Genomic DNA, 18,651 nt, shown 5'->3' on the forward strand with positions numbered 1-18,651 from the left:
CCGACGAAAGGAGTCAGGATCTCGACTGACGGGAAGCAGCCAGTCGTGCTACGGCTTGGCTGATGGTTCGCACGCCAAGCTTTGCCTTGGCGTTTTCAAGATGGAAGGTCACGGTGCGTTTCGAGATGCCGAGAATTTGGCTGATATCCCAGGCCGACTTACCGCCGGCCGCCCACTTCAGGCATTCGAACTCCCGCGGGGTCACCGCTATGCCATCCACCACGCAATCTTCGGCGAGCCTGCGCCGGGCATGTATATGAAAGTTGATCGCGACCAGCTGCAAAGCTTTTTCGTAACGTGTCAGTGACCGCAAAAGAGGCGGATGGGACTGGCCGGAAGCGAAGGTCAGCGCCGCAAACCGGCCGCGACGGTCATGCATGGACATGGTCAATCCGGCGCGAATGCCAAACTGAGCTGCTTTCTCCAGAATTTGTTGCTGCGAGGCCGGCAGATACTGCCGAGGTCGATCCACGCCCCAATCAAAAGTATCCCAGCCTTGCAGCCCGCGCAGGATCACCGGGTCATGGCTGTGGTAGCGCAATTGCAGATAGTGCGATGTCCAGGATGAAGGATAATTTGAAATCAATCGCGGCGTCTGGCGGGAGACCGACGGGTAACTGAAATAGGCGAAGAGCGGGAAGTCGAAGCCGGCTGCGGCGGACGCCATTGCCTGATGGAGATCGACAGCATCGACGCTTGCAGAGAGTTGCTCGATGAAGTTTTCAAATACGCGATACATCTGCCCTTTTGCGCAACCTCCCCCAATGTTGCTCGATGCCAGGCGGAGACCTGGGTCAAACGATCGCGCATCGATACGACGCGTACGACTTGGTCGCCATCATCGCCGCTTTTGCTTTGCTGCTTCCGGTTGAAGGGAACGCCGCGAATCTGGCCACTTACCAACTGGGGATGTTGCGACGTTGTCGATGAGCCGAGTGTCGCCGAGCCAAGCCGCGACAAGCAAGCGTGCCGGTCGATCGAGCCTTGCTAAAGGCTGCAGGTCTGTTTCCCCGCGAAGTTCCAGGTACTCGACCTCGCGATAGCCTGCCGCCAGAATTGTTGCACGCGCTTCATCAAGCATGGGCAGGACAGGAGAGCCCCGTGCAAGCTGCTCAGCCGTGTCGAGCAAGACCGAAGCGAGCTTTGGGGCAATGGCGCGTTCTGCTGGAGAAAGCCGGATATTGCGCGACGACAGCGCAAGACCATCGGTTTCGCGGACTGTCGGACATGCGACCACGGTGATCGAAATATCCAGGTCCAGGACCATGCGCCTGACAAGCTGAAGCTGCTGGAAATCCTTTTCACCAAAAAAGGCGAAGTCAGCGCCGGTCTGCAGGAAGAGCTTGGCCACGACCGTCGCCACGCCATTGAAATGGCCGGGCCGGAAGGCGCCGCAGAGGCCCTCGCTGAGAGTGGACACCGAAACAGCGCTGGCAAAGCCCGCTGGATACATCTCCTCTGCATCCGGCACATAGAGCAGATGCGCGCCTGTCCGCACGAGCTTGGCAGCATCTTCGTTTTCCGTCCGGGGATACGCGGCAAGGTCGGCGGCACTGTTGAACTGCTTGGGGTTGACGAACAGCGTCACGATTACGCGCTCGGCCTTCTGAAGCGCGGCACGCACGAGGCTCAGATGACCTTCATGCAGTGCCCCCATCGTCGGCACAACGGCAATACTGGCGCCTAAGCGACGCCATCCCGTGGCAACGCCGCGGAGCTCGGCAACGGTTCGAACGATCGGCAAGCTCATGTGACGTTTCCGGCCTTCGTCTCGTTGGCGTAGAAATGCTCGGCCGCCGGAAAGCGCCGTTCCCTCACATCGGCGGCGTAAGCGGCAATCGCCGCATCGGCCTGGTTGCCTAGTTCGGCGTAGCGTTTGACAAATTTCGGCCGGAAAGAGCCGAAAAGCCCGAGCATATCGTCGCTGACCAAAATCTGGCCGTCGCAGGCGGGCGAGGCGCCGATGCCGATTGTGGGGACGGCGATCTCCGCAGTGATGCGCCGTGCGAGCGGCTCGGGCACTTTCTCCAGCACCACCGAGAAAGCGCCAGCTTCCGTGACGGCACCGGCGTCGCGCCTGATGCGCTCGGCATCGTCTCCCCGCCCCTGGACCCGGTAGCCGCCGAAAGTATTGACCGCCTGCGGCGTCAAGCCGACATGGGCCATGACAGGTACGCCGCGCGCCGCGAGGAAGCGGATCGTCTCGGCCATGGTCTGGCCGCCCTCGAGCTTCACCGCTGCACAACCGGTCTCCGCCATCAGGCGCGCAGCGTTGCGGAAGGCCTGCTCGGGGCTTTCTTCATAGGAACCGAATGGCATGTCTACGACCATCAACGCTCGCACCAGACCGCGGCGCACCGCCTGGCCGTGCATGATCATCATGTCGAGGCTGGCGCCCAGCGTCGACGAGAGGCCGTGCAGCACCATGCCGACGCTGTCGCCGACGAGAACGATGTCGCAGTGTCGATCGGCCAAACTGGCGATCGGCGTGGTATATGCCGTCAGGCAGACGAGTGGCGTCTGGCCTTTCCGCATCTGAATATCGGGTGGTGCAATTCCCTTTGGGTGACCAGCTGCGCTCAATCGACCCCTCCTTCCCTAGCGTTACTCGCCGCAGGTGTCGCGTTTGGCACATTTTTGTGCAAGTGCGAAGAGCTAAAAAATGGGGATGCAGCTGTGCGGTGTTGACGTGCGGGCAGCTACCCTTACACTAAATCGATTAAGCGTCCGAGCTCAGGTCAACCACTTTCAACGAACATGGACGATCAGGGAACAGGAACCAGGAAAGACAGAGCCGGCAGGGCAGACGAAGTCAAACTGGACCTGATCGCCGTTGTCGTGGCAGTGGACGAAAGTGAACCCTGTCTCCTCACCATCGGCCAGGCTGACACCCTGCCCTCCGGACCATTTGCGCTTGAGTACCGATCGCCGCAATCCGGTTTGAGGGGGTGGGTCGAGCAGCAGACCGGCCAGCCCCTGGGGTACATCGAGCAGCTCTACACTTTCGCCGATCGGGACCGAATCGGCGCCGAACGCCAGCAGCGCGTCATCTCCATCAGCTATCTCGCATTGACCAGCAAAGAAAAGGCAACGGGCTCATCCAAGTGCGGCTGGCGAAGCTGGTACGACTATTTTCCATGGGAGGACCACCGCTCCGGCCCCCCGCCGGTGGTGCTGGATGTTGTGCGACCGCGCCTGATCGTTTGGGCAGACGGAGCCAGCGATGCGGCCACGCGACGCGAACGCCGGCAGCGGGCGGCGATCGCGTTTGGCTTCGACGACCGCTATTGGAACGAGGAGCTCGTGCTTCAACGCTATGAGTTACTTTATGAAGCAGGCCTGGTCCAAGAGGCCGGAAGCGGACGGGAGGCGACTTCGCCTCCCCTGGTGCCTAGCAAATCCATGGTCGCCGATCATCGCCGTATCGTGGCAACCGGCATTGCGCGGCTGCGCTCAAAGATCAAATACCGGCCCGTCGTTTTCGAGCTTATGCGCCCGACTTTCACGCTACTCCAGCTGCAGCGAACCGTGGAGGCGCTCGCCGGCAGGCTCATCCACAAGCCGAACTTTCGCCGCCTGATCGAGCAACAGGAACTGGTCGAGGAGACCGGCGAGACCACTGCGGAGACCGGCGGTCGGCCGGCGAAGCTCTACCGCTTCCGCCACGCCGTTCTCGACGAAAGGGCTATCGCCGGCACAAAATTGCCGCTGGCGCGGGGTTGACATCCCTTATACTCACGGCAAGTATATGCCGGTTATTTTCAGCTTGAGTATAAGTGGGGGGGCATTAATGAGCGCCGTGCTGCCAACGGCCGCGTTCCTTTACGAGCGCGTCCGGCGCGTGATCCCGCCGATTGAATGGCCGGCTTTCGTAGAGGATATCGAAGCCATCCTCGCGCTCAAGCGCGAGCGCAACGCCATCATCCTGGCGCACAACTATCAGACGCCCGAGATCTACCATTGCGTCGCAGACATTGTCGGCGACAGCTTGGCGCTGGCCCGCAAGGCAGTGACAGTCGAGGCGCAAGTCATCGTCCTTGCCGGCGTACATTTCATGGCCGAGACCGCCAAGCTGCTTAATCCGAACAAGACCGTGCTCATCCCGGACATGGGCGCCGGCTGCTCGCTTGCCGACTCGATCACGGCACAAGACGTGCGGTTGATGCGAGAGAGTTATCCCGGCGTGCCCATCGTCACCTATGTCAACACCTCCGCCGCCGTGAAGGCCGAGTCTGACATCTGCTGCACCTCGGGCAATGCAAAGGCGGTGGTGGAATCGCTCGGCGCGCCGCGTGTGATCATGCTGCCCGATGAATATCTCGCTAAGAACGTCGCCGCCGAAACGAAGGTCGGGATCATCGCCTGGAAGGGTCGTTGCGAGGTGCATGAGCGCTTCACCCCGGCCGACATTCGCGAACTGCGCGCTGCACATCCAGGCGTCATCGTGCTGGCCCATCCCGAATGCCACCCGGAAGTTGTCACAGAGGCGGATTTTTCGGGTTCCACCGCCGCCATGTCGGATTATGTCGAGCGGGAGAAACCACCCCGCATAGTGTTGATGACGGAATGTTCGATGAGCGACAATGTCGCGGTCGCACATCCGGACGTCGAGTTCGTCCGCCCCTGCAATCTTTGCCCGCACATGAAGCGCATTACGCTTGCCAATATTCGCGCCGCGCTCGAGGAGAACCGGCACGAGATCCGGATCGATCCAGGGATAGCCGGCCCCGCCCGCCGCGCGGTCGAGCGTATGCTTTCAATATGAGTCTCGACGTTCACGACATCGCCGGGGCGCCAGTCATCATCGGCTCCGGTATCGCCGGTATGATGACGGCGCTTCGTCTGGCGCCCGAACCGGTTGTGCTTCTGTCCAATGCGCAGCTCGGAACCGGGTCCTGCAGCGAGCTCGCTCAGGGCGGTCTTGCGGCGAGTCTCGGCCGCGACGACGGCCCAGAACTTCATGTCGGCGACACACTCGCGGCCGGTGACGGGCTCTGCGAGGAGACGACTGTGCGGCGAACGGTCCGAGCTGCACCGGAAGCGATCAAGACTCTTGAGCGCTTCGGTGTCGCATTCGACCGCCGCGCTGACGGCGCGTTGCGGCTCGGGCTTGAGGCGGCGCACTCGCAACGGCGGATCGTGCATGCGGCGGGCGACGCCACGGGGCGCGAGCTGGTCAGCGCGCTCATCGCCGCGGTGCGGCGCACACCCTCGATCACTATCCTCGAAAATGTGGAGGCCCGGCGGCTGATCGTGGAAGGCGGGTCGATTGTCGCCGTCGTCGCGGCCGGGCACACGGGCGCGGTTGCTTTGCCCACGCGCCGCGCGGTGCTGGCGACGGGGGGCATCGGCGGCCTGTTTTGCTATTCGACAAATCCGCCTGGATCATGGGGACACGGGCTGGCGCTCGCCGCCTGGGCCGGGGCGGAGCTCGCCGACTTGGAATTCGTGCAGTTCCACCCGACTGCCCTCGACGGTCCGCGCCGGCCGATGCCGCTGGTGAGCGAAGCGGTGCGCGGCGAAGGCGCGGTGCTCATCGACGAGCGAGGAGAGCGTTTCCTCGCTGAAACGCCTGGCGGCGAGCTTGCACCTCGCGACGTGGTTGCGCGTGCGGTTTGGCGCCAGCTTGCTGCCGGACGCCGCGTGTTCCTGGACGCGCGGCAATGCCTCGGCCCGAGATTTGGCGAACGCTTCCCGGCCATAGCCGATTTGTGCCGCAAGGCAGGCGTCGATCCCGCGACTGACCCGATCCCCGTGCGCCCGGCCGCACACTACCACATGGGCGGCGTTGCTGTAGACGCGACCGGCCGCAGCTCCGTCGAGGGATTGTGGGCCTGCGGCGAGGTCGCACGTACCGGGCTGCACGGCGCCAACCGCCTCGCCAGCAATTCGCTCACAGAGTTGGTAGTAACAGCGAGTTGGGTTGCTGAGAGCGTCGCCGGCGCATCGTTGACCCGGCGGCGGCACATTTGCTCCACGTTCGTCCCTCCAAGGCCAGATCCTTCTGCCATCCGGGCCGTCGTCTCCGCCGCGCTCGGCATAATCCGCCACGGCGAGACGATGCACGAGGCGGTAACGACCCTGCTGCCGAGCGCAGCTCACGACAGCGCTGGCTCCGGGCCGGCCTTGGTCGCGCTGATGATCGCCATAGCGGCCCTGCGGCGCGAAGAGAGCCGCGGTGCGCACTGTCGGTCGGATTTCCCCTCGCGCGATGCAGACGCGCGCAGTTCGCGGCTGACACTGAGCAGCGCATTACAGGCCGCCGCCGCACTGAGTTGCCGGGCACCGGTTCGGAGCACCTGACATGAATTCATTCTCACCCCTTCCCTCGGCCCTAATCGAGCCGATCGTGCGCAGTGCCCTTCTGGAAGATCTGGGCAGATGCGGCGACCTGACCAGCGATGCGGTGATCCCGCATGATTGCACGGCCACGTTGGTGCTCAAATCGCGACAGTCAGGAATCGTTGCCGGGCTCGATATGGCGGCCTTCGCCTTCATGCTCGTCGAGCCTGCGATCGACATGCACATCTGGCGAGCTGACGGCAGCGATGTCGCGGCGGGCGAGACCATCGCCAAACTGTGCGGACCGGCGCGAGGCCTGCTCACGGCCGAGCGCACGGCACTCAATTTTCTGTGCCGCCTGAGCGGCATTGCCACTGCCACAGCGACGATGGTCGAGGCCGTGCGTGGCCATAAGGCGAGGATCGTGTGCACGCGAAAGACCACGCCCGGCCTGCGCGCGTTGGAGAAATACGCTGTGCGCGTCGGCGGCGGCGCCAATCACCGCTTTGGGCTCGACGACGCCGTGCTGATCAAGGACAACCACATCGCAATCGCCGGCGACATTCGCACGGCAATAAAGCGGGCACGGGCCGCCGCAGGCCACGTGGTGAAGATCGAGGTCGAGATTGACACGCTGGAGCAGCTCGATGCAGCACTCGAGCTGGGGGTCGACGCAGTGCTGCTCGACAATATGTCGGTTAACGATCTTGCCCGCGCCGTGGCACTGGTCGGTGGCCGCGCCATCACCGAGGCTTCCGGTCGCGTTACACCGAAAACGGCTCCGTCGATTGCTGCAACGGGGGTCGACCTCATCTCAGTCGGGTGGCTGACACACAGCGCGCCTATTCTCGACATCGGCTTGGATATGCCGGCGCATCGGCGCGCGCTTGAACTGATGGAGATGGAATGAAAAGCATTCCCACCTCCGCTGGTGCGCGCCGACGCAGGAGCTGCTCAATGCGAGCCTGCATCGTTGTGCGGCGCACCCTCCAACTAGTTCAGGCTCATCGGTCTGATCGACGGATCATCAGCGAACCCGAGGAGGTTTGACAGACGCCTGCACACGCTGTCGGACCAGCGACAAAAAGCTTTTGACGATGACGATTGGAATGAAGGGGATCAGATGTGAACCAGGAGATGAAACCGATCGAGGGGACACTATCCCGATGGAACCGCAAAGAGGCCGAGGCTATCCACGGCATGCCGTTCAATGACCTGCTCTTCCTGGCTCAGACAATCCACCGCCAGAACTTCGATCGCAACCGGGTGCAGCTATCGCGGCTGCTCAGCATCAAGACCGGGGGATGCCCCGAGGATTGCGGCTATTGCAGCCAGTCTACACATTACAAAACCGGCCTGAAGGCGTCCAAGCTGATGGAGGTGGAGCGTGTCATTGCCGAAGCGATCAAGGCGAGGGACGCCGGCGCCACTCGCTATTGCATGGGCGCCGCATGGCGCAGCCCGAAGGGACGCGACATGGACTCCGTGGTCGCCATGATCGAGGGAGTGAAGGCGCTCGGCATGGAGACCTGCATGACGCTCGGAATGCTGGACCTCAGTCAGGCGCAGCGGCTGAAGGCGGCCGGTCTCGACTACTACAACCATAACATCGACACGTCCGAGCGCTACTACGGCCAGGTTGTTTCAACCAGGACCTTTGCCGACCGGCTGGAAACACTTGGGCACGTGCGCGAAGTTGGGATGAAGGTCTGCTGCGGCGGCATCGTCGGGATGGGAGAGGAAAAGGCCGATCGCATCGACATGCTGGTCACGCTCGCGAACCTGCCCGAGCCGCCGGAAAGCGTGCCGATCAACATGCTGATCCCTATCGAAGGCACGCCACTTGCCGAGGCCGACCCCATCGATCCCATCGATTTCGTCCGCACAATTGCGCTCGCCCGCATCATGATGCCGAAGTCCTATGTAAGGCTCTCCGCTGGACGGACGGCGATGAGCGACGAAACCCAGGCGCTGTGCTTCTTTGCCGGCGCCAATTCCATTTTTGTCGGCGACACGCTGCTGACCGCGGACAATCCCGGCGAGGACAAGGATACTCGTCTATTTAGACGTCTCGGCATCGAGCCGATGCAATGCGAGGCACAATGAACGAGCCACCGCTTGCCCGCTATGAAGCAACCTTGCAGGGACTGGCACGAAAGGGCCGGCTGCGGACACTGGCGCCGCGCATCGGGTTCGACTTCTCGTCCAACGACTATCTCGGGCTTGCCGCCTCGAAGAGAATTGGCGATGCAGTCGCGGCGGCAATCGCGCGTGGGACCCCGGTCGGCGCCACCGGATCGCGGCTTCTGCGAGGCAACGCGCCGGAGCATGAGGCGTTGGAGTCGGATGCGGCGGCGTTCTTCGGGGCCGAACGGGCGCTGTTCTTCGGCAGCGGCTATATCGCCAACTTCGCCCTGCTGACCGCCCTGCCGCACAGGGGCGACCTGCTGATCCTCGACGAACTCGCCCATGCCAGCATGCATGAAGGGGCGCGGGCCGGCCGCGCCGAGTTCAGGCTGGCCACGCACAACGACATTGATGTTTTTGAGGATGCGATCAGGCGCTGGCGCGCCGAAGGTGGCATGGGGCGTATCTGGATCGCAGTCGAAAGCCTGTATGGGATGGATGGCGACTGCGCGCCGATGGAGAGCCTGGTCGCCCTTGCCGATCGGCACGACGCATTCATAGTGGTCGACGAGGCACATGCCACCGGCGTCTGGGGATCGGACGGCCGCGGCCTCGCCTCTGCTTTCGAGGGCCGCGACAACATCATGGCTCTCCATACATGCGGCAAGGCGCTCGGTGCATCCGGCGCGCTCGTTACCGGGCCGGGTGTGCTGTGCGACTATATTGTCAACCGCTGCCGGCCCTTTATCTACGCCACCGCGCCATCGCCGCTGATGGCCGTTGCGGCGCGCGAAGCGCTCGCAATACTGGTCGACGAGCCGATGCGCCGCGTTCAGCTGCATGAGCACGTTGCCTTCGCAAGCCGGCAACTGGCCGAGCGTTGCGGAGCAAAGCCCAACGGCTCGCAGATCCAGCCAATTGTGATCGGCGAGGTGACGCGCACCATGGCGATAGCGGCGGACCTGCAGGCCCGCGGCTTCGACATACGCGGCATTCGTCCGCCCACCGTCCCGGAGGGCACGTCGCGGCTGCGAATTTCGCTGACGCTGAATGTCAGCAAGGCTGACATTTCGGCCATGGTCGAGACACTCGTCGAGGTGTTGGCCACGGCATGAGCAAGCGTATCGTCGTCACCGGAACAGATACCGGAATTGGCAAAACGGTGTTTTCGGCGGGGCTCGCGGGCCTGCTCGACGGCTTTTACTGGAAGCCGGTGCAATCGGGTCTGTATGAGGAGACCGACAGTGAGGTGGTTGAACGGCTCGCCGGCCTGCCGTCGGGGCGCGTGCTGCCGGAAGCCCACCGCTTGAACAACCCTCTGTCGCCTCATCGTTCAGCCGAAATCGACGGCGTCTCGATCGAGGCAGCCGATCTTTCATTTCCTGTCCTGCCGACACCGCTCGTCATTGAAGGCGCTGGCGGACTAATGGTGCCGATCAACCGACAGACAAGTTTCATCGACATCTTCGCTGAATGGCGGCTGCCGGTCATTTTGTGCGCCCGCACCGGGCTCGGCACGATCAACCACACTCTGCTGTCGATCGAAGCCCTGCGGGCTCGCTCCATCCCGCTGATCGGCATCGCCTTCATCGGCGAAGAGGTAGCCGATACGCAAAGGACAATCAGCGAATTCGGCGCGGTCCGTCAACTCGGCAGGCTGCCACACCTAGCTCCGCTGACGAGCGAAACGTTGCGGAAGGCGATGGTTGCCGGCTTCGACCTCGCCCAGATTGGCGGAGGCGAATGATGTCGCGGTCGCCGGTCTGGCACCCATTCACCCAGCACGCGATCGAGCCGGCCATGCCGTCCGTTGTCCGCACTGAGGGGGCTTGGCTACAGACGAATGACGGAAAGCGAATCCTCGATGCAATCTCCTCCTGGTGGGTGGTCACTCACGGCCATCGCCATCCCCGCATCATGGAAGCAATCCGGAATGCGACCGAGATGCTCGACCAGGTGATCTTCGCGGGTCTCACCCATCAGCCGGCAGAGCAATTGGCCTTGGCGCTGATCGAAATAGCGCCCGAAGGCCTCAACTGGGTCTTCTATTCCGACAGTGGATCGACCTCCGTCGAAGTCGCGCTGAAGATGGCGCTCGGCTATTACCGCAACATCAGCGCGCCGCGTTCGCGCATCGTCGTCATGGAACACAGCTATCATGGCGACACAATTGGCACGATGAGCGTCGGAGCCCGCGGCGTGTTCAACGCCGCCTACGAACCGCTGATGTTCGAGGTCGTTACCATTCCCTTTCCGGCCGCAGGGCGCGAGCAGGACACGTTAGATCGGTTCGAGGCAGTCTCCCGCGACCGGCGGGCAGCCGCGCTGATCGTCGAACCGCTCGTGCTCGGCGCCGGCGGCATGCTGATGTATCCGGCCTGGGTTCTGACCGAATTGAAAAAGATCGCCGAAGCCTCCGGCACGCTGCTGATTGCCGACGAGGTGATGACCGGCTGGGGGCGCACTGGGACCATGTTCGCCTGCGAGCAGGCGTCCATCTCTCCGGACATCCTGTGCACCTCGAAAGGCCTGACCGGTGGCGCCATCCCGCTGGCGGCCACGCTCGCCACCGATGCCATTTTCCAGGCCCATTACTCCGAAGACCGGCAGAAGACCTTTTTCCACTCGAGCTCCTACACCGCCAATCCGATCGCTTGCGCGGCCGCACTCGCCAATGTCGAGATTTGGCAGGACGAGCCGGTGACCGAGCGGATTACGGCCTTAAGCGCCGGGCAGGCCGCCGGGCTTCGACGCTTTCGCAACAACACCAACTTCACAGATTGTCGGGCGACCGGCACGATCGCAGCTCTCGATCTCTGCGCCGCCTCGGCCGGCTATCTGGCCGAGATCGGACCAAAGCTGCGCGCTTTCTTCCTGGAGCGCGGCCTGCTCGTGCGCCCGCTGGGCAATGTGCTCTATGTTCTGCCGCCCTATTGCATCACCGGAGAGGAGCTCGATGAATTGTATGACGCGTTCGAAGAGGCCGGCGAACGCTTCGGTCCGAGGGCATGAGCAGATCGTCGCGTTTTCTCGGGTTCGGCCATCATGCGCCGGCCCGAAAGGTGGAGAACCCGGAAATCGAGACCCGTCTCGGACTCGAACCCGGCTGGATCGAACAGCGCACCGGGATCCGGTCGCGCTTCTGGGCAACGGATGAAGATACGCTGTCGGGCCTTGCGGCGCATGCCGGCGACATGGCGCTGGCTAACGCCGGCATCAACCGTGGCGACATCGGCCTGCTGTTGCTTGCGACGTCGACGCCCGACCATCTCCTGCCGCCGAGCGCGCCACTGGTCGCACATCAGTTGGGACTAGGCCGCGCCGGTGCGGTCGACCTGACAGGCGCCTGCGCCGGCTTCATCTATGCGCTGATGTTCGCGGACGGGTTCACCCGCCTGCATGGCAAAGCGGCCCTTGTCATCGCTGCCAACATCCTCAGTCGCCGCATAAATCCTGCCGAGCGCGCAAGCGCCGTGTTGTTTGCCGATGCCGCTGGCGCCGTGGTGATTAGTCCGTGCGAGGAGTCGGATCGGGGCATTCTCGGCGCCGCGGTGGCTTCGGACGGCTCGCGTTACGGGCTGATCCAGATTCCCGCCGGAGGAAGCAACACACCGTTCCACGGCGGCCTGGACCTCGAGCAGACCCGCATGACGATTGCCGACGGCCGCGAAGTGTTCGCCAAGGCCGTGGAGATGATGTCTCGCTGCTCGCAGGACGCGCTCTGTGCTGCCCGAATGCAGTCGCAAGACATCGATCGGTTCGTGCCACACCAGGCCAATATCCGCATTTTCGATGCCGTCGGGCGCTACATTGGGATCGCCGACGGTGCTGTCGTCAAGACAATCGCCGAATACGGCAACTCTTCCGCCGCGACGATCCCGCTCTCGCTCTCGCTATCGCATCGGGCGCAGCCATTTCGGCCCGGCGAAAAAATTCTCCTTGCGGCGGCGGGTGCCGGTCTCAGCGGAGGCGCCCTCGTCGTTGGAATTTAGCCGTACGGCCATGAACAGGATTGGTCACGAATGACATTAGCAAAACGGGCCCAATGCGAAAAAGTAACCGCCGGCAAGCCCATGGGTGCTGGTTCGGTGACGCGAGAGCGATGATTTTGCCGGCGATTATTTTCGAGCAGGACGATCGGCAAGGCTACCTTGTTGGGCGCGAGGACTGGTTGGCCAGTCTAGGGGAGCGGAGGTGACCGAGCTCATGCGCGGCTTCTTCATTGCCATGAAGTCATCCTAAATCGATAGGCTGCCCCTACCCATCCATTGATCAACATCGTAACGGCAGTAGTGGCAGCCGTGAATTGAGTAACAGGTCCCTCGAAGGCAATCGATCGTCATGCAGTCCGAAACAAATACTCATATGCCCATCTCAGCGACGCTCGCTCCATTTCGAAACCAAGCGTTTCGCTCGATCTGGACGGCCACCCAAATATCCAGCCTCGGGTGGCTCGTGCAAACGGTTGCCATCAGCTGGCTGATGGCCACCATTTCAGCGTCCGATCTGATGGTTGCACTCGTGCAGGCCGCATCCACATTGCCGGTATTCTTCCTCTCAATCCTTGCCGGAGCCATCGCCGACAACTTCAGCCGCCGACGGGTGATGTTTGCGGGGCACTGCCTGATAGCGTTGGCATCAACGACGCTGATGATTTCTGTTGGACTGGGATTTGCCGGTCCCTGGCTAATTCTCGGATTAAGTTTCCTGGCCGGCTGCGGCTTTGCCGTGAATGATCCAGCCTGGCACGCTTCTGTTGGCGATATCCTTCCCAAGCGCGACATCCCGGCTGCGGTGACGCTTATGTCTGTCGGATACAACATTGTGCGCAGCGTTGGTCCGGCTTTGGGGGGCGTGGTCTTGGCATTTTTTGGACCCCTGGCCGCTTTCGCCCTGGCTGCGCTGAGCGATCTGGCGCCTCTAAGCGCAATATGGCGCACTAAATGGAAAGTTCGCTCTTCGCCTCTCCCTCGTGAGCGAATGACGATGGCAATTCATGACGGAGTGCGCTTCACGGCGATGTCCTTGGAGATCAGGGCCGCGATTGTCCGTGCAACGCTTTTCGGGTTGGCAAGCATCTCCATCCTTGCGCTGCTCCCGCTCGTCGTCCGGGATCAGTTGAAGAGCGGGCCGATTGTCTACGGCATTTTATTGGCCGGTTTCGGAATAGGGGCTTTCATCGCGGGGATGAGCAATAGCTTTCTAAGGCGGATCACGTCTCAAAACAGGCTGATCGCATTCGCCTCTGTCGCCTGTGGGGCATGTTGCCTTTGCCTTGCACTGACATCGTCGGTCGCTGTGGCGGCCATTTCGCTGGCACTCGGTGGGGCGGGTTGGCTTATCACCTGGACGGGCATTGACGTGTCGGTGCAGCTGGCAAGCCCAAGGTGGGTCGTCGGCCGCACACTCTCGATATATTATGCCTTGAGCGCAGGCGGTATGGCGGCCGGCAGCTGGATCTGGGGTACTGTAGCACAGAACTACTCCTTAACCTGGGCTTTGGAGGGCGCCGCAGGCGCTCTGTTGCTGGTTGCAGCTGCTGGGATACTGTTGCCGGTCCGTCCGTGGGAAGAAACGGATCAGGAAAGTTCGGATTTTCACCCGCCGGAGGTGGCACTCGAGTTGAAGCCCAGGAGTGGCCCCATCGTCGTCAAGGTCGAATATTTTATATCCGAACAGAATATCGAGACCTTTCTGGGCTACATGCGCGCAAGGCGCCACGTTCAGAGCCGTGCCGGTGCACGAAACTGGACACTCCAGCGAAACATTCAAACGCCTTCCATTTGGACGGAGACATTTCGCACGCCAACCTGGATGGATTTTCTTCGGCTGAATCATCGGCTCACGGCAGCTGATCAGGAAGTCGCACAGCGTCTCCTGGCACTGCATGATGGAGAGCTTCCTCCGCAGACAGTGCTTTCGATTGAACGAACGACTGAGGCAGCTCGTACCCGTCCCTCAACAATTTTTTCTCGTCCTCCGAGGTGAGGTCACGACGAAGAGAGCAAATGGTTCACAATGTGCCCAAGCGGCGACGAAAAGGTCGTGCCAGAACCAGGCCTTAACCCACTAGACTAAGAACCATAACGCCGTAGACGGCCAGGGGCGGCCCCGCTGCCGTTGTTCTGAGGGCCGGCCAGCTTTCCGCCCTGGCTGATAATTCCATCGGGTTCCCCTTGGCCTTTGCTCAGCGATTCGCGAGAAAAGAATCGAATGCGGCAGCAACAGCACGAACCACAAAGCGATGTTCCTGCCGCACGCGGATGAAACCATCTTCGATGTCCACAATCCCATCGTTGGCCAGCATCGCCAAGCGTTCAGCGGAATCGACAAAACGGAGCGGATCAAATTGGTGGGCGGCACAGATGGCCGGCACGTCGGCCTCCAAATCGCACATCAGCCGCTCGATGATTGCGGCTCGCACGCGATCTTCGTCGGTAAGACGATAGCCCTTTGACGTCCCCGGACGGCCCGCCGCGATGTGCCGGGTATAACGATCCCGTGTGACCTCGTTCTGGACGTAACCCCCGCCGATTCGGCCGATAGCGGACGCGCCGAAACCGATCAGAGTTTTGCACGTATCGGCCGAATAACCCAGCGAGTTGCGGCGTAGGCGACCGGCTTTCTGCGCCAGGGCAAGTTCGTCGTCCGGCAAGGCGAAATGGTCGAGCCCGATCTCTCGGTAACCGGCGGCAATCAGCGTCTCGGCCACGGCTCCAGCCTGTTCGGCACGGGCATCGCTATCCGGTAGAGCTGCCTCCTCGATCAGGCACTGATTCTTTATCACGGACGGAATGTGCGCATAGCCGAACACCGCGACCCGGTTGGGGCGCATGGCGACCGCCGCCGTCGCGGTCTGGACACAGGACTGCACAGTCTGTTTAGGGAGACCGAAGATGAGGTCGAAATTGATACGGCTGATTCCATGCCCGCGGAGATTTTCGACGGCGGCCGCGGTCTGCGCCTCACTCTGGACCCGGTTGATCGCTTTTTGAACTTTGGGGTCAAAGCTCTGCACGCCAAGGCTTGCCCGGTTCACGCCGGCTACTCCTAAGGTTTCGGCCATCTCGGCCGTGAACGCGCGTGGGTCGATCTCGACTGCGACGGCGGTCGCTTCCCTGAACGCGAAGCGGCGGCGCAGGAGTACCATCAAGTCCAAGAACTCCGCTGGCCCGATGAGGGTCGGTGTTCCGCCGCCGAAATGGACGTCGCTCACGGGCAGCGCCTGCGGCGCTTGCTCAGAGACCAAACGAATCTCCTCACGCAGCACCGTCAGATAGTTAAGAACCGGCCCATCCCGGCGGGTGATTGTGGTAGGGAAGCCGCAATACCAGCACATCGATCGGCAGAACGGAATGTGGACATAGAGCGACACCGAATCGCCGACAGGCAGGCCCCTCAGCCATTTCTCATAATCCTCCGCACCGACCGTCGTGGAGAAGTCCGGCACAGTCGGATAGATGGTGTACCAAGGCAGTCGGGCCTCGCGATATTTTGTCAGGATCGAGGTCTGCAATAGCTATCGCCCCATGCCGCGGACCAACATCCTTGTCGCTGCACTCTCCTTCTGTCTTTGAGCTATGTCAGTCCGTCCGGCTTTTCGCCGGTTAATGAGTCCTGAACACGGCGATTTACCACCGCTTCCCCTTCAGGCTGCCCCTTTCTCGACAAGACGCCGTAGCGCGGAATCGCCATATGCTGGGAGATGACCGGGACCACTTTGCCTTGCTCTCCGACTGGTAGCGCGCCCTCGGGTGGCGATTACCCGTATCTGGCGAGCTCTTTTTTCGATTGCCCGCCAAGACCATTTGGCTCTCGCGCGCTGTCTATCAGGGGATGTGGTCGACGTAATCAGCAGGTCCGCCGCGATCCTAAGGGCCTGCTGACCGGTCGCTGAGCTGAGCCCCTAGGCGCATGATCGACGCCAGATCGCGCTCGGCGCAAAGCGCCAGGTGAGTCGCACAAGGCGAGAATTCGCATGTGCCGCTGCAAACGGAACGCGCCATGCTCGGCACCGCGCAACGGGGCTCCCGCCTGACCTACCAACCGGCGGGGGGATGATGTTTCGACCCAGAGGCTTCACGGCGAACAAATGCTGTCGGAATCCAACAAAGTGTCACAGATCGAACAGACGAACCGTGCCCCTACGTCTGCTTTCGCGCGCAGCCTGCCCCCCAATCAAAAGAAGGGAGCGCGACGAAGTTGCGCCGGCCATCCAAGTGTCAGCACGGAGTTACGTCTTCAGGATGGCACGTCGCTTGCTGCTCTGCATTGAAGACCGACGGATGCACATCTTTTTTTGCTCGCGAGATGGCCAACGGCTCGCCCTTTGACGCTCTCCGCATTTAATCTTTGATTGGAGATCCAGAATGAATGTAAGGAGCCTTTTTCTCGGCTCAGCTGCGGCCCTGATCTCCGTTTCGGTCGCTTGCGCAGCTGACGAAGTCTCCGCGCCGGACCCGACCGAATACGTCAAGATCTGCGACGTCTACGGTTCGGGATACTTTTATATCCCCGGCACCGAGACCTGCCTGCGCATCGGCGGCTACATCCGTTACGACATCGGCCTCGGCGATGTCCGATCGTATGACGGGGCAAGAACCTCCGATCTGAGAACTGGCGAGGCTCAGGGGACTTGGCGAAAGAACGCTCGTTTCACGTTCAAAACTTGGACCGACCAAGAGACCGAGCTCGGCGCGTTGAAGACCTATACCGAAACCGGCATCAACTTCGGCAACCGCAACGCTTATTCGGGTCCGGAGAGTCCTCAGAACCATGCCTTCAACAGCGGCCTCACGTTGGCGTCCGCCTGGATGCAGCTTGGTGGCCTCCGAATTGGTAAGGACGGGTCGGCCTTCGACACGTTTACAGGCTACGCTGGTAACGTCCTCGATAACATACTCGTTCCGTACGGCGACTTCGATGCCAACGTGGCTCAGTACTACTTCGATGCCGGTAACGGCTTTTCGGCTGTGGTTTCACTCGAACAAGGATCGGGTGTAGTCGGTACTATCGACAGTCATGTTCCGCACGTCGTGGTCGGCGTGAAACAGACGCAGGGGTGGGGCGCGATCACCGGCGTGATCGCTCGTGATAGCAACTACGAAGCGTTGGCCGGCAAGGTCCGCGTTGACGTCCAAGTCACAGATGACCTGTCGCTATTCGGAATGTTTGGCTATGGCTCCATTGGCAATCTCAACGATGACCCAACCAACGCAGTCGCCGCTCATGGTCGCGGCTTCTACAAAACTTGGGGCGGCAACTGGGCTTTCTGGGCCGGCGCCACTTACGAGTTCGACGAGAAAACCTCGTTCAACCTTCAGGTATCGGGTGATCAGCTCAGGAACGCTGGTGTGGCTGCAAACATCGCCTATATGGTCGTTCCAGGTTTCACAGTCACAGCCGAAGTCGACTATTACCATTACGGCAACTTCGGCCTCGGCACGGCCGACCGTTCCGGAGTGAATTGGACTGGCGCCGGCAAAAAGAACAGCCTGGCTGGCATACTGCGTTTCCAAAGCTCATTTTAACCGAACGGAATCTGCGTCTTGGTGGTTGACGGAAAGCTGCAAGTCCTAGTGCAAGCACCACGGCAGCAATCCAACGACAAAGCAGCGTGTGAGTGATCACGTTCCGTCGAGCGCTGCCGATCTCGTTCGAGATTGACAAGTCTGCCTTCATGCGCCGGCGTTGCATGCCGACCTGGGCGATCGTCGCAAAGCCGGGATATCAGAACACTTCAAAAACCACTGTCCGACATTGGCTGTTGCCCGTCCACTCTATCGACTAAGCCGAATTTGGGGCCTCAATCTCCTCGTTGCGTTCGACGCTCTGAAAGTGAACGCGCGCACACGGCCGCGGCACGAAGCAAACCTGGGTGAGGTGGTTGTGAGTGCGGCCATCGCGCGGCTACTCACCTACCCGCGCAGTCGGCGCAGGGTCCTCCCTTATTGATGAATCGATCTCCGCTCCAGTGTGTCAGTCTGGCAGGAGGTCGGAGACGATCTTGGACAACAGTCGCAGGTGTCGCGATCGAGCCGCCCTTTGGTGCGAATGTCTCGTCCAACGGCAGCTCAGGGAATGTGCTGAATGTATCCATGATTTGGATGATCCAGTTCCAAACAATCTATTTGTTCAATTTATCAGCCTTCGCGAAAAGCTGACCGCGGTACCACAGCGTTGCAGGCGCAGATACGCACGCAGGTGGCGCCTCAGCCACTCGAGAGCGTCTTAGTTGCGGCC

The 18,651-nt window shown here is 61.5% G+C and carries 15 protein-coding genes; 11 read left to right on the forward strand and 4 right to left on the reverse strand.

The window, feature by feature from the left end; genetic code table 11:
• Positions 1–13: 13 nt before the first annotated feature.
• The 3 genes from IHQ72_RS32770 to panB form a co-directional block, all read right to left on the reverse strand.
• On the reverse strand, positions 14–739 hold the full coding sequence (locus IHQ72_RS32770) for a LuxR family transcriptional regulator (protein WP_258119897.1): 726 nt from the start codon (positions 737–739) through the stop codon (positions 14–16).
• Positions 740–838: 99 nt separating this feature from the next.
• Complete coding sequence (gene panC, locus IHQ72_RS32775) at positions 839–1,750, reverse strand: pantoate--beta-alanine ligase (protein WP_258119898.1); 912 nt, start codon at positions 1,748–1,750, stop codon at positions 839–841.
• Positions 1,747–2,535: a 3-methyl-2-oxobutanoate hydroxymethyltransferase gene (panB, locus tag IHQ72_RS32780; protein WP_374120297.1), complete on the reverse strand. Its 789-nt coding sequence runs from the start codon at positions 2,533–2,535 to the stop codon at positions 1,747–1,749. The genes panC and panB overlap by 4 nt, the downstream gene beginning before the upstream one ends.
• 222 nt (positions 2,536–2,757) lie before the next feature.
• Between panB and IHQ72_RS32785 the strand changes: the two genes are divergently transcribed.
• From IHQ72_RS32785 to IHQ72_RS32830, 10 genes are all read left to right on the forward strand, one after another.
• Complete coding sequence (locus tag IHQ72_RS32785; protein ID WP_258119901.1) at positions 2,758–3,723, forward strand: NUDIX hydrolase; 966 nt, start codon at positions 2,758–2,760, stop codon at positions 3,721–3,723.
• Between the two features lie 67 nt (positions 3,724–3,790).
• Positions 3,791–4,765: a quinolinate synthase NadA gene (nadA, locus tag IHQ72_RS32790; RefSeq protein WP_258119902.1), complete on the forward strand. Its 975-nt coding sequence runs from the start codon at positions 3,791–3,793 to the stop codon at positions 4,763–4,765.
• The gene (locus IHQ72_RS32795) at positions 4,762–6,303 is read left to right on the forward strand and encodes an L-aspartate oxidase (RefSeq protein WP_258119903.1); all 1,542 of its coding nucleotides are present in this window, start codon (positions 4,762–4,764) and stop codon (positions 6,301–6,303) included. Before nadA ends, IHQ72_RS32795 begins: the two co-directional genes overlap by 4 nt.
• 1 nt (position 6,304) lies before the next feature.
• Positions 6,305–7,192 (forward strand): carboxylating nicotinate-nucleotide diphosphorylase, encoded by an 888-nt coding sequence (gene nadC, locus IHQ72_RS32800; RefSeq protein ID WP_258119904.1) that lies wholly within the window; start codon positions 6,305–6,307, stop codon positions 7,190–7,192.
• A 227-nt stretch (positions 7,193–7,419) separates the two neighbouring features.
• A complete protein-coding gene (gene bioB, locus IHQ72_RS32805; RefSeq protein WP_258124008.1) occupies positions 7,420–8,388 on the forward strand; it encodes a biotin synthase BioB in 969 nt (322 codons plus the stop codon).
• A complete protein-coding gene (locus IHQ72_RS32810; RefSeq protein WP_258119906.1) occupies positions 8,385–9,524 on the forward strand; it encodes an 8-amino-7-oxononanoate synthase in 1,140 nt (379 codons plus the stop codon). Before bioB ends, IHQ72_RS32810 begins: the two co-directional genes overlap by 4 nt.
• Positions 9,521–10,156 (forward strand): dethiobiotin synthase, encoded by a 636-nt coding sequence (gene bioD / locus IHQ72_RS32815; RefSeq protein ID WP_258119908.1) that lies wholly within the window; start codon positions 9,521–9,523, stop codon positions 10,154–10,156. Before IHQ72_RS32810 ends, bioD begins: the two co-directional genes overlap by 4 nt.
• Positions 10,156–11,421 (forward strand): adenosylmethionine--8-amino-7-oxononanoate transaminase, encoded by a 1,266-nt coding sequence (locus IHQ72_RS32820; RefSeq protein WP_258124009.1) that lies wholly within the window; start codon positions 10,156–10,158, stop codon positions 11,419–11,421. The genes bioD and IHQ72_RS32820 overlap by 1 nt, the downstream gene beginning before the upstream one ends.
• On the forward strand, positions 11,418–12,401 hold the full coding sequence (bioZ, locus tag IHQ72_RS32825) for a 3-oxopimeloyl-[acyl-carrier-protein] synthase BioZ (protein WP_258119910.1): 984 nt from the start codon (positions 11,418–11,420) through the stop codon (positions 12,399–12,401). Before IHQ72_RS32820 ends, bioZ begins: the two co-directional genes overlap by 4 nt.
• A 349-nt stretch (positions 12,402–12,750) precedes the next feature.
• On the forward strand, positions 12,751–14,397 hold the full coding sequence (locus IHQ72_RS32830) for an MFS transporter (RefSeq protein ID WP_258119911.1): 1,647 nt from the start codon (positions 12,751–12,753) through the stop codon (positions 14,395–14,397).
• Positions 14,398–14,596: 199 nt separating this feature from the next.
• Here the strand turns inward: IHQ72_RS32830 and hemN are convergent, their stop codons facing one another.
• Positions 14,597–15,925, reverse strand: a complete 1,329-nt coding sequence (hemN, locus tag IHQ72_RS32835; protein WP_258119914.1) for an oxygen-independent coproporphyrinogen III oxidase — start codon at positions 15,923–15,925, stop codon at positions 14,597–14,599.
• An 853-nt stretch (positions 15,926–16,778) separates the two neighbouring features.
• On the opposite strand from hemN, the gene IHQ72_RS32840 reads away from it, so the two are divergent.
• Entirely contained in the window at positions 16,779–17,939 is a 1,161-nt protein-coding gene (locus IHQ72_RS32840; RefSeq protein WP_258119915.1) for a porin, read from the forward strand.
• Positions 17,940–18,651 lie beyond the last annotated feature (712 nt).

The sequence above is a fragment of the Mesorhizobium onobrychidis genome (assembly GCF_024707545.1).
GTDB classification, from domain to species: Bacteria; Pseudomonadota; Alphaproteobacteria; order Rhizobiales; family Rhizobiaceae; genus Mesorhizobium; species Mesorhizobium onobrychidis.

Bases quoted from the DNA above. Each gene is read 5' to 3' on its own strand.
- IHQ72_RS32770 (WP_258119897.1), bottom strand. From the start codon at position 739: ATGTATCGCGTATTTGAAAACTTCATCGAGCAACTCTCTGCAAGCGTC.
- panC (WP_258119898.1), bottom strand. From the start codon at position 1,750: ATGAGCTTGCCGATCGTTCGAACCGTTGCCGAGCTCCGCGGCGTTGCC.
- panB (WP_374120297.1), bottom strand. From the start codon at position 2,535: ATGCGGAAAGGCCAGACGCCACTCGTCTGCCTGACGGCATATACCACG.
- IHQ72_RS32785 (WP_258119901.1), top strand. From the start codon at position 2,758: ATGGACGATCAGGGAACAGGAACCAGGAAAGACAGAGCCGGCAGGGCA.
- nadA (WP_258119902.1), top strand. From the start codon at position 3,791: ATGAGCGCCGTGCTGCCAACGGCCGCGTTCCTTTACGAGCGCGTCCGG.
- IHQ72_RS32795 (WP_258119903.1), top strand. From the start codon at position 4,762: ATGAGTCTCGACGTTCACGACATCGCCGGGGCGCCAGTCATCATCGGC.
- nadC (WP_258119904.1), top strand. From the start codon at position 6,305: ATGAATTCATTCTCACCCCTTCCCTCGGCCCTAATCGAGCCGATCGTG.
- bioB (WP_258124008.1), top strand. From the start codon at position 7,420: ATGAAACCGATCGAGGGGACACTATCCCGATGGAACCGCAAAGAGGCC.
- IHQ72_RS32810 (WP_258119906.1), top strand. From the start codon at position 8,385: ATGAACGAGCCACCGCTTGCCCGCTATGAAGCAACCTTGCAGGGACTG.
- bioD (WP_258119908.1), top strand. From the start codon at position 9,521: ATGAGCAAGCGTATCGTCGTCACCGGAACAGATACCGGAATTGGCAAA.
- IHQ72_RS32820 (WP_258124009.1), top strand. From the start codon at position 10,156: ATGTCGCGGTCGCCGGTCTGGCACCCATTCACCCAGCACGCGATCGAG.
- bioZ (WP_258119910.1), top strand. From the start codon at position 11,418: ATGAGCAGATCGTCGCGTTTTCTCGGGTTCGGCCATCATGCGCCGGCC.
- IHQ72_RS32830 (WP_258119911.1), top strand. From the start codon at position 12,751: ATGCAGTCCGAAACAAATACTCATATGCCCATCTCAGCGACGCTCGCT.
- IHQ72_RS32840 (WP_258119915.1), top strand. From the start codon at position 16,779: ATGAATGTAAGGAGCCTTTTTCTCGGCTCAGCTGCGGCCCTGATCTCC.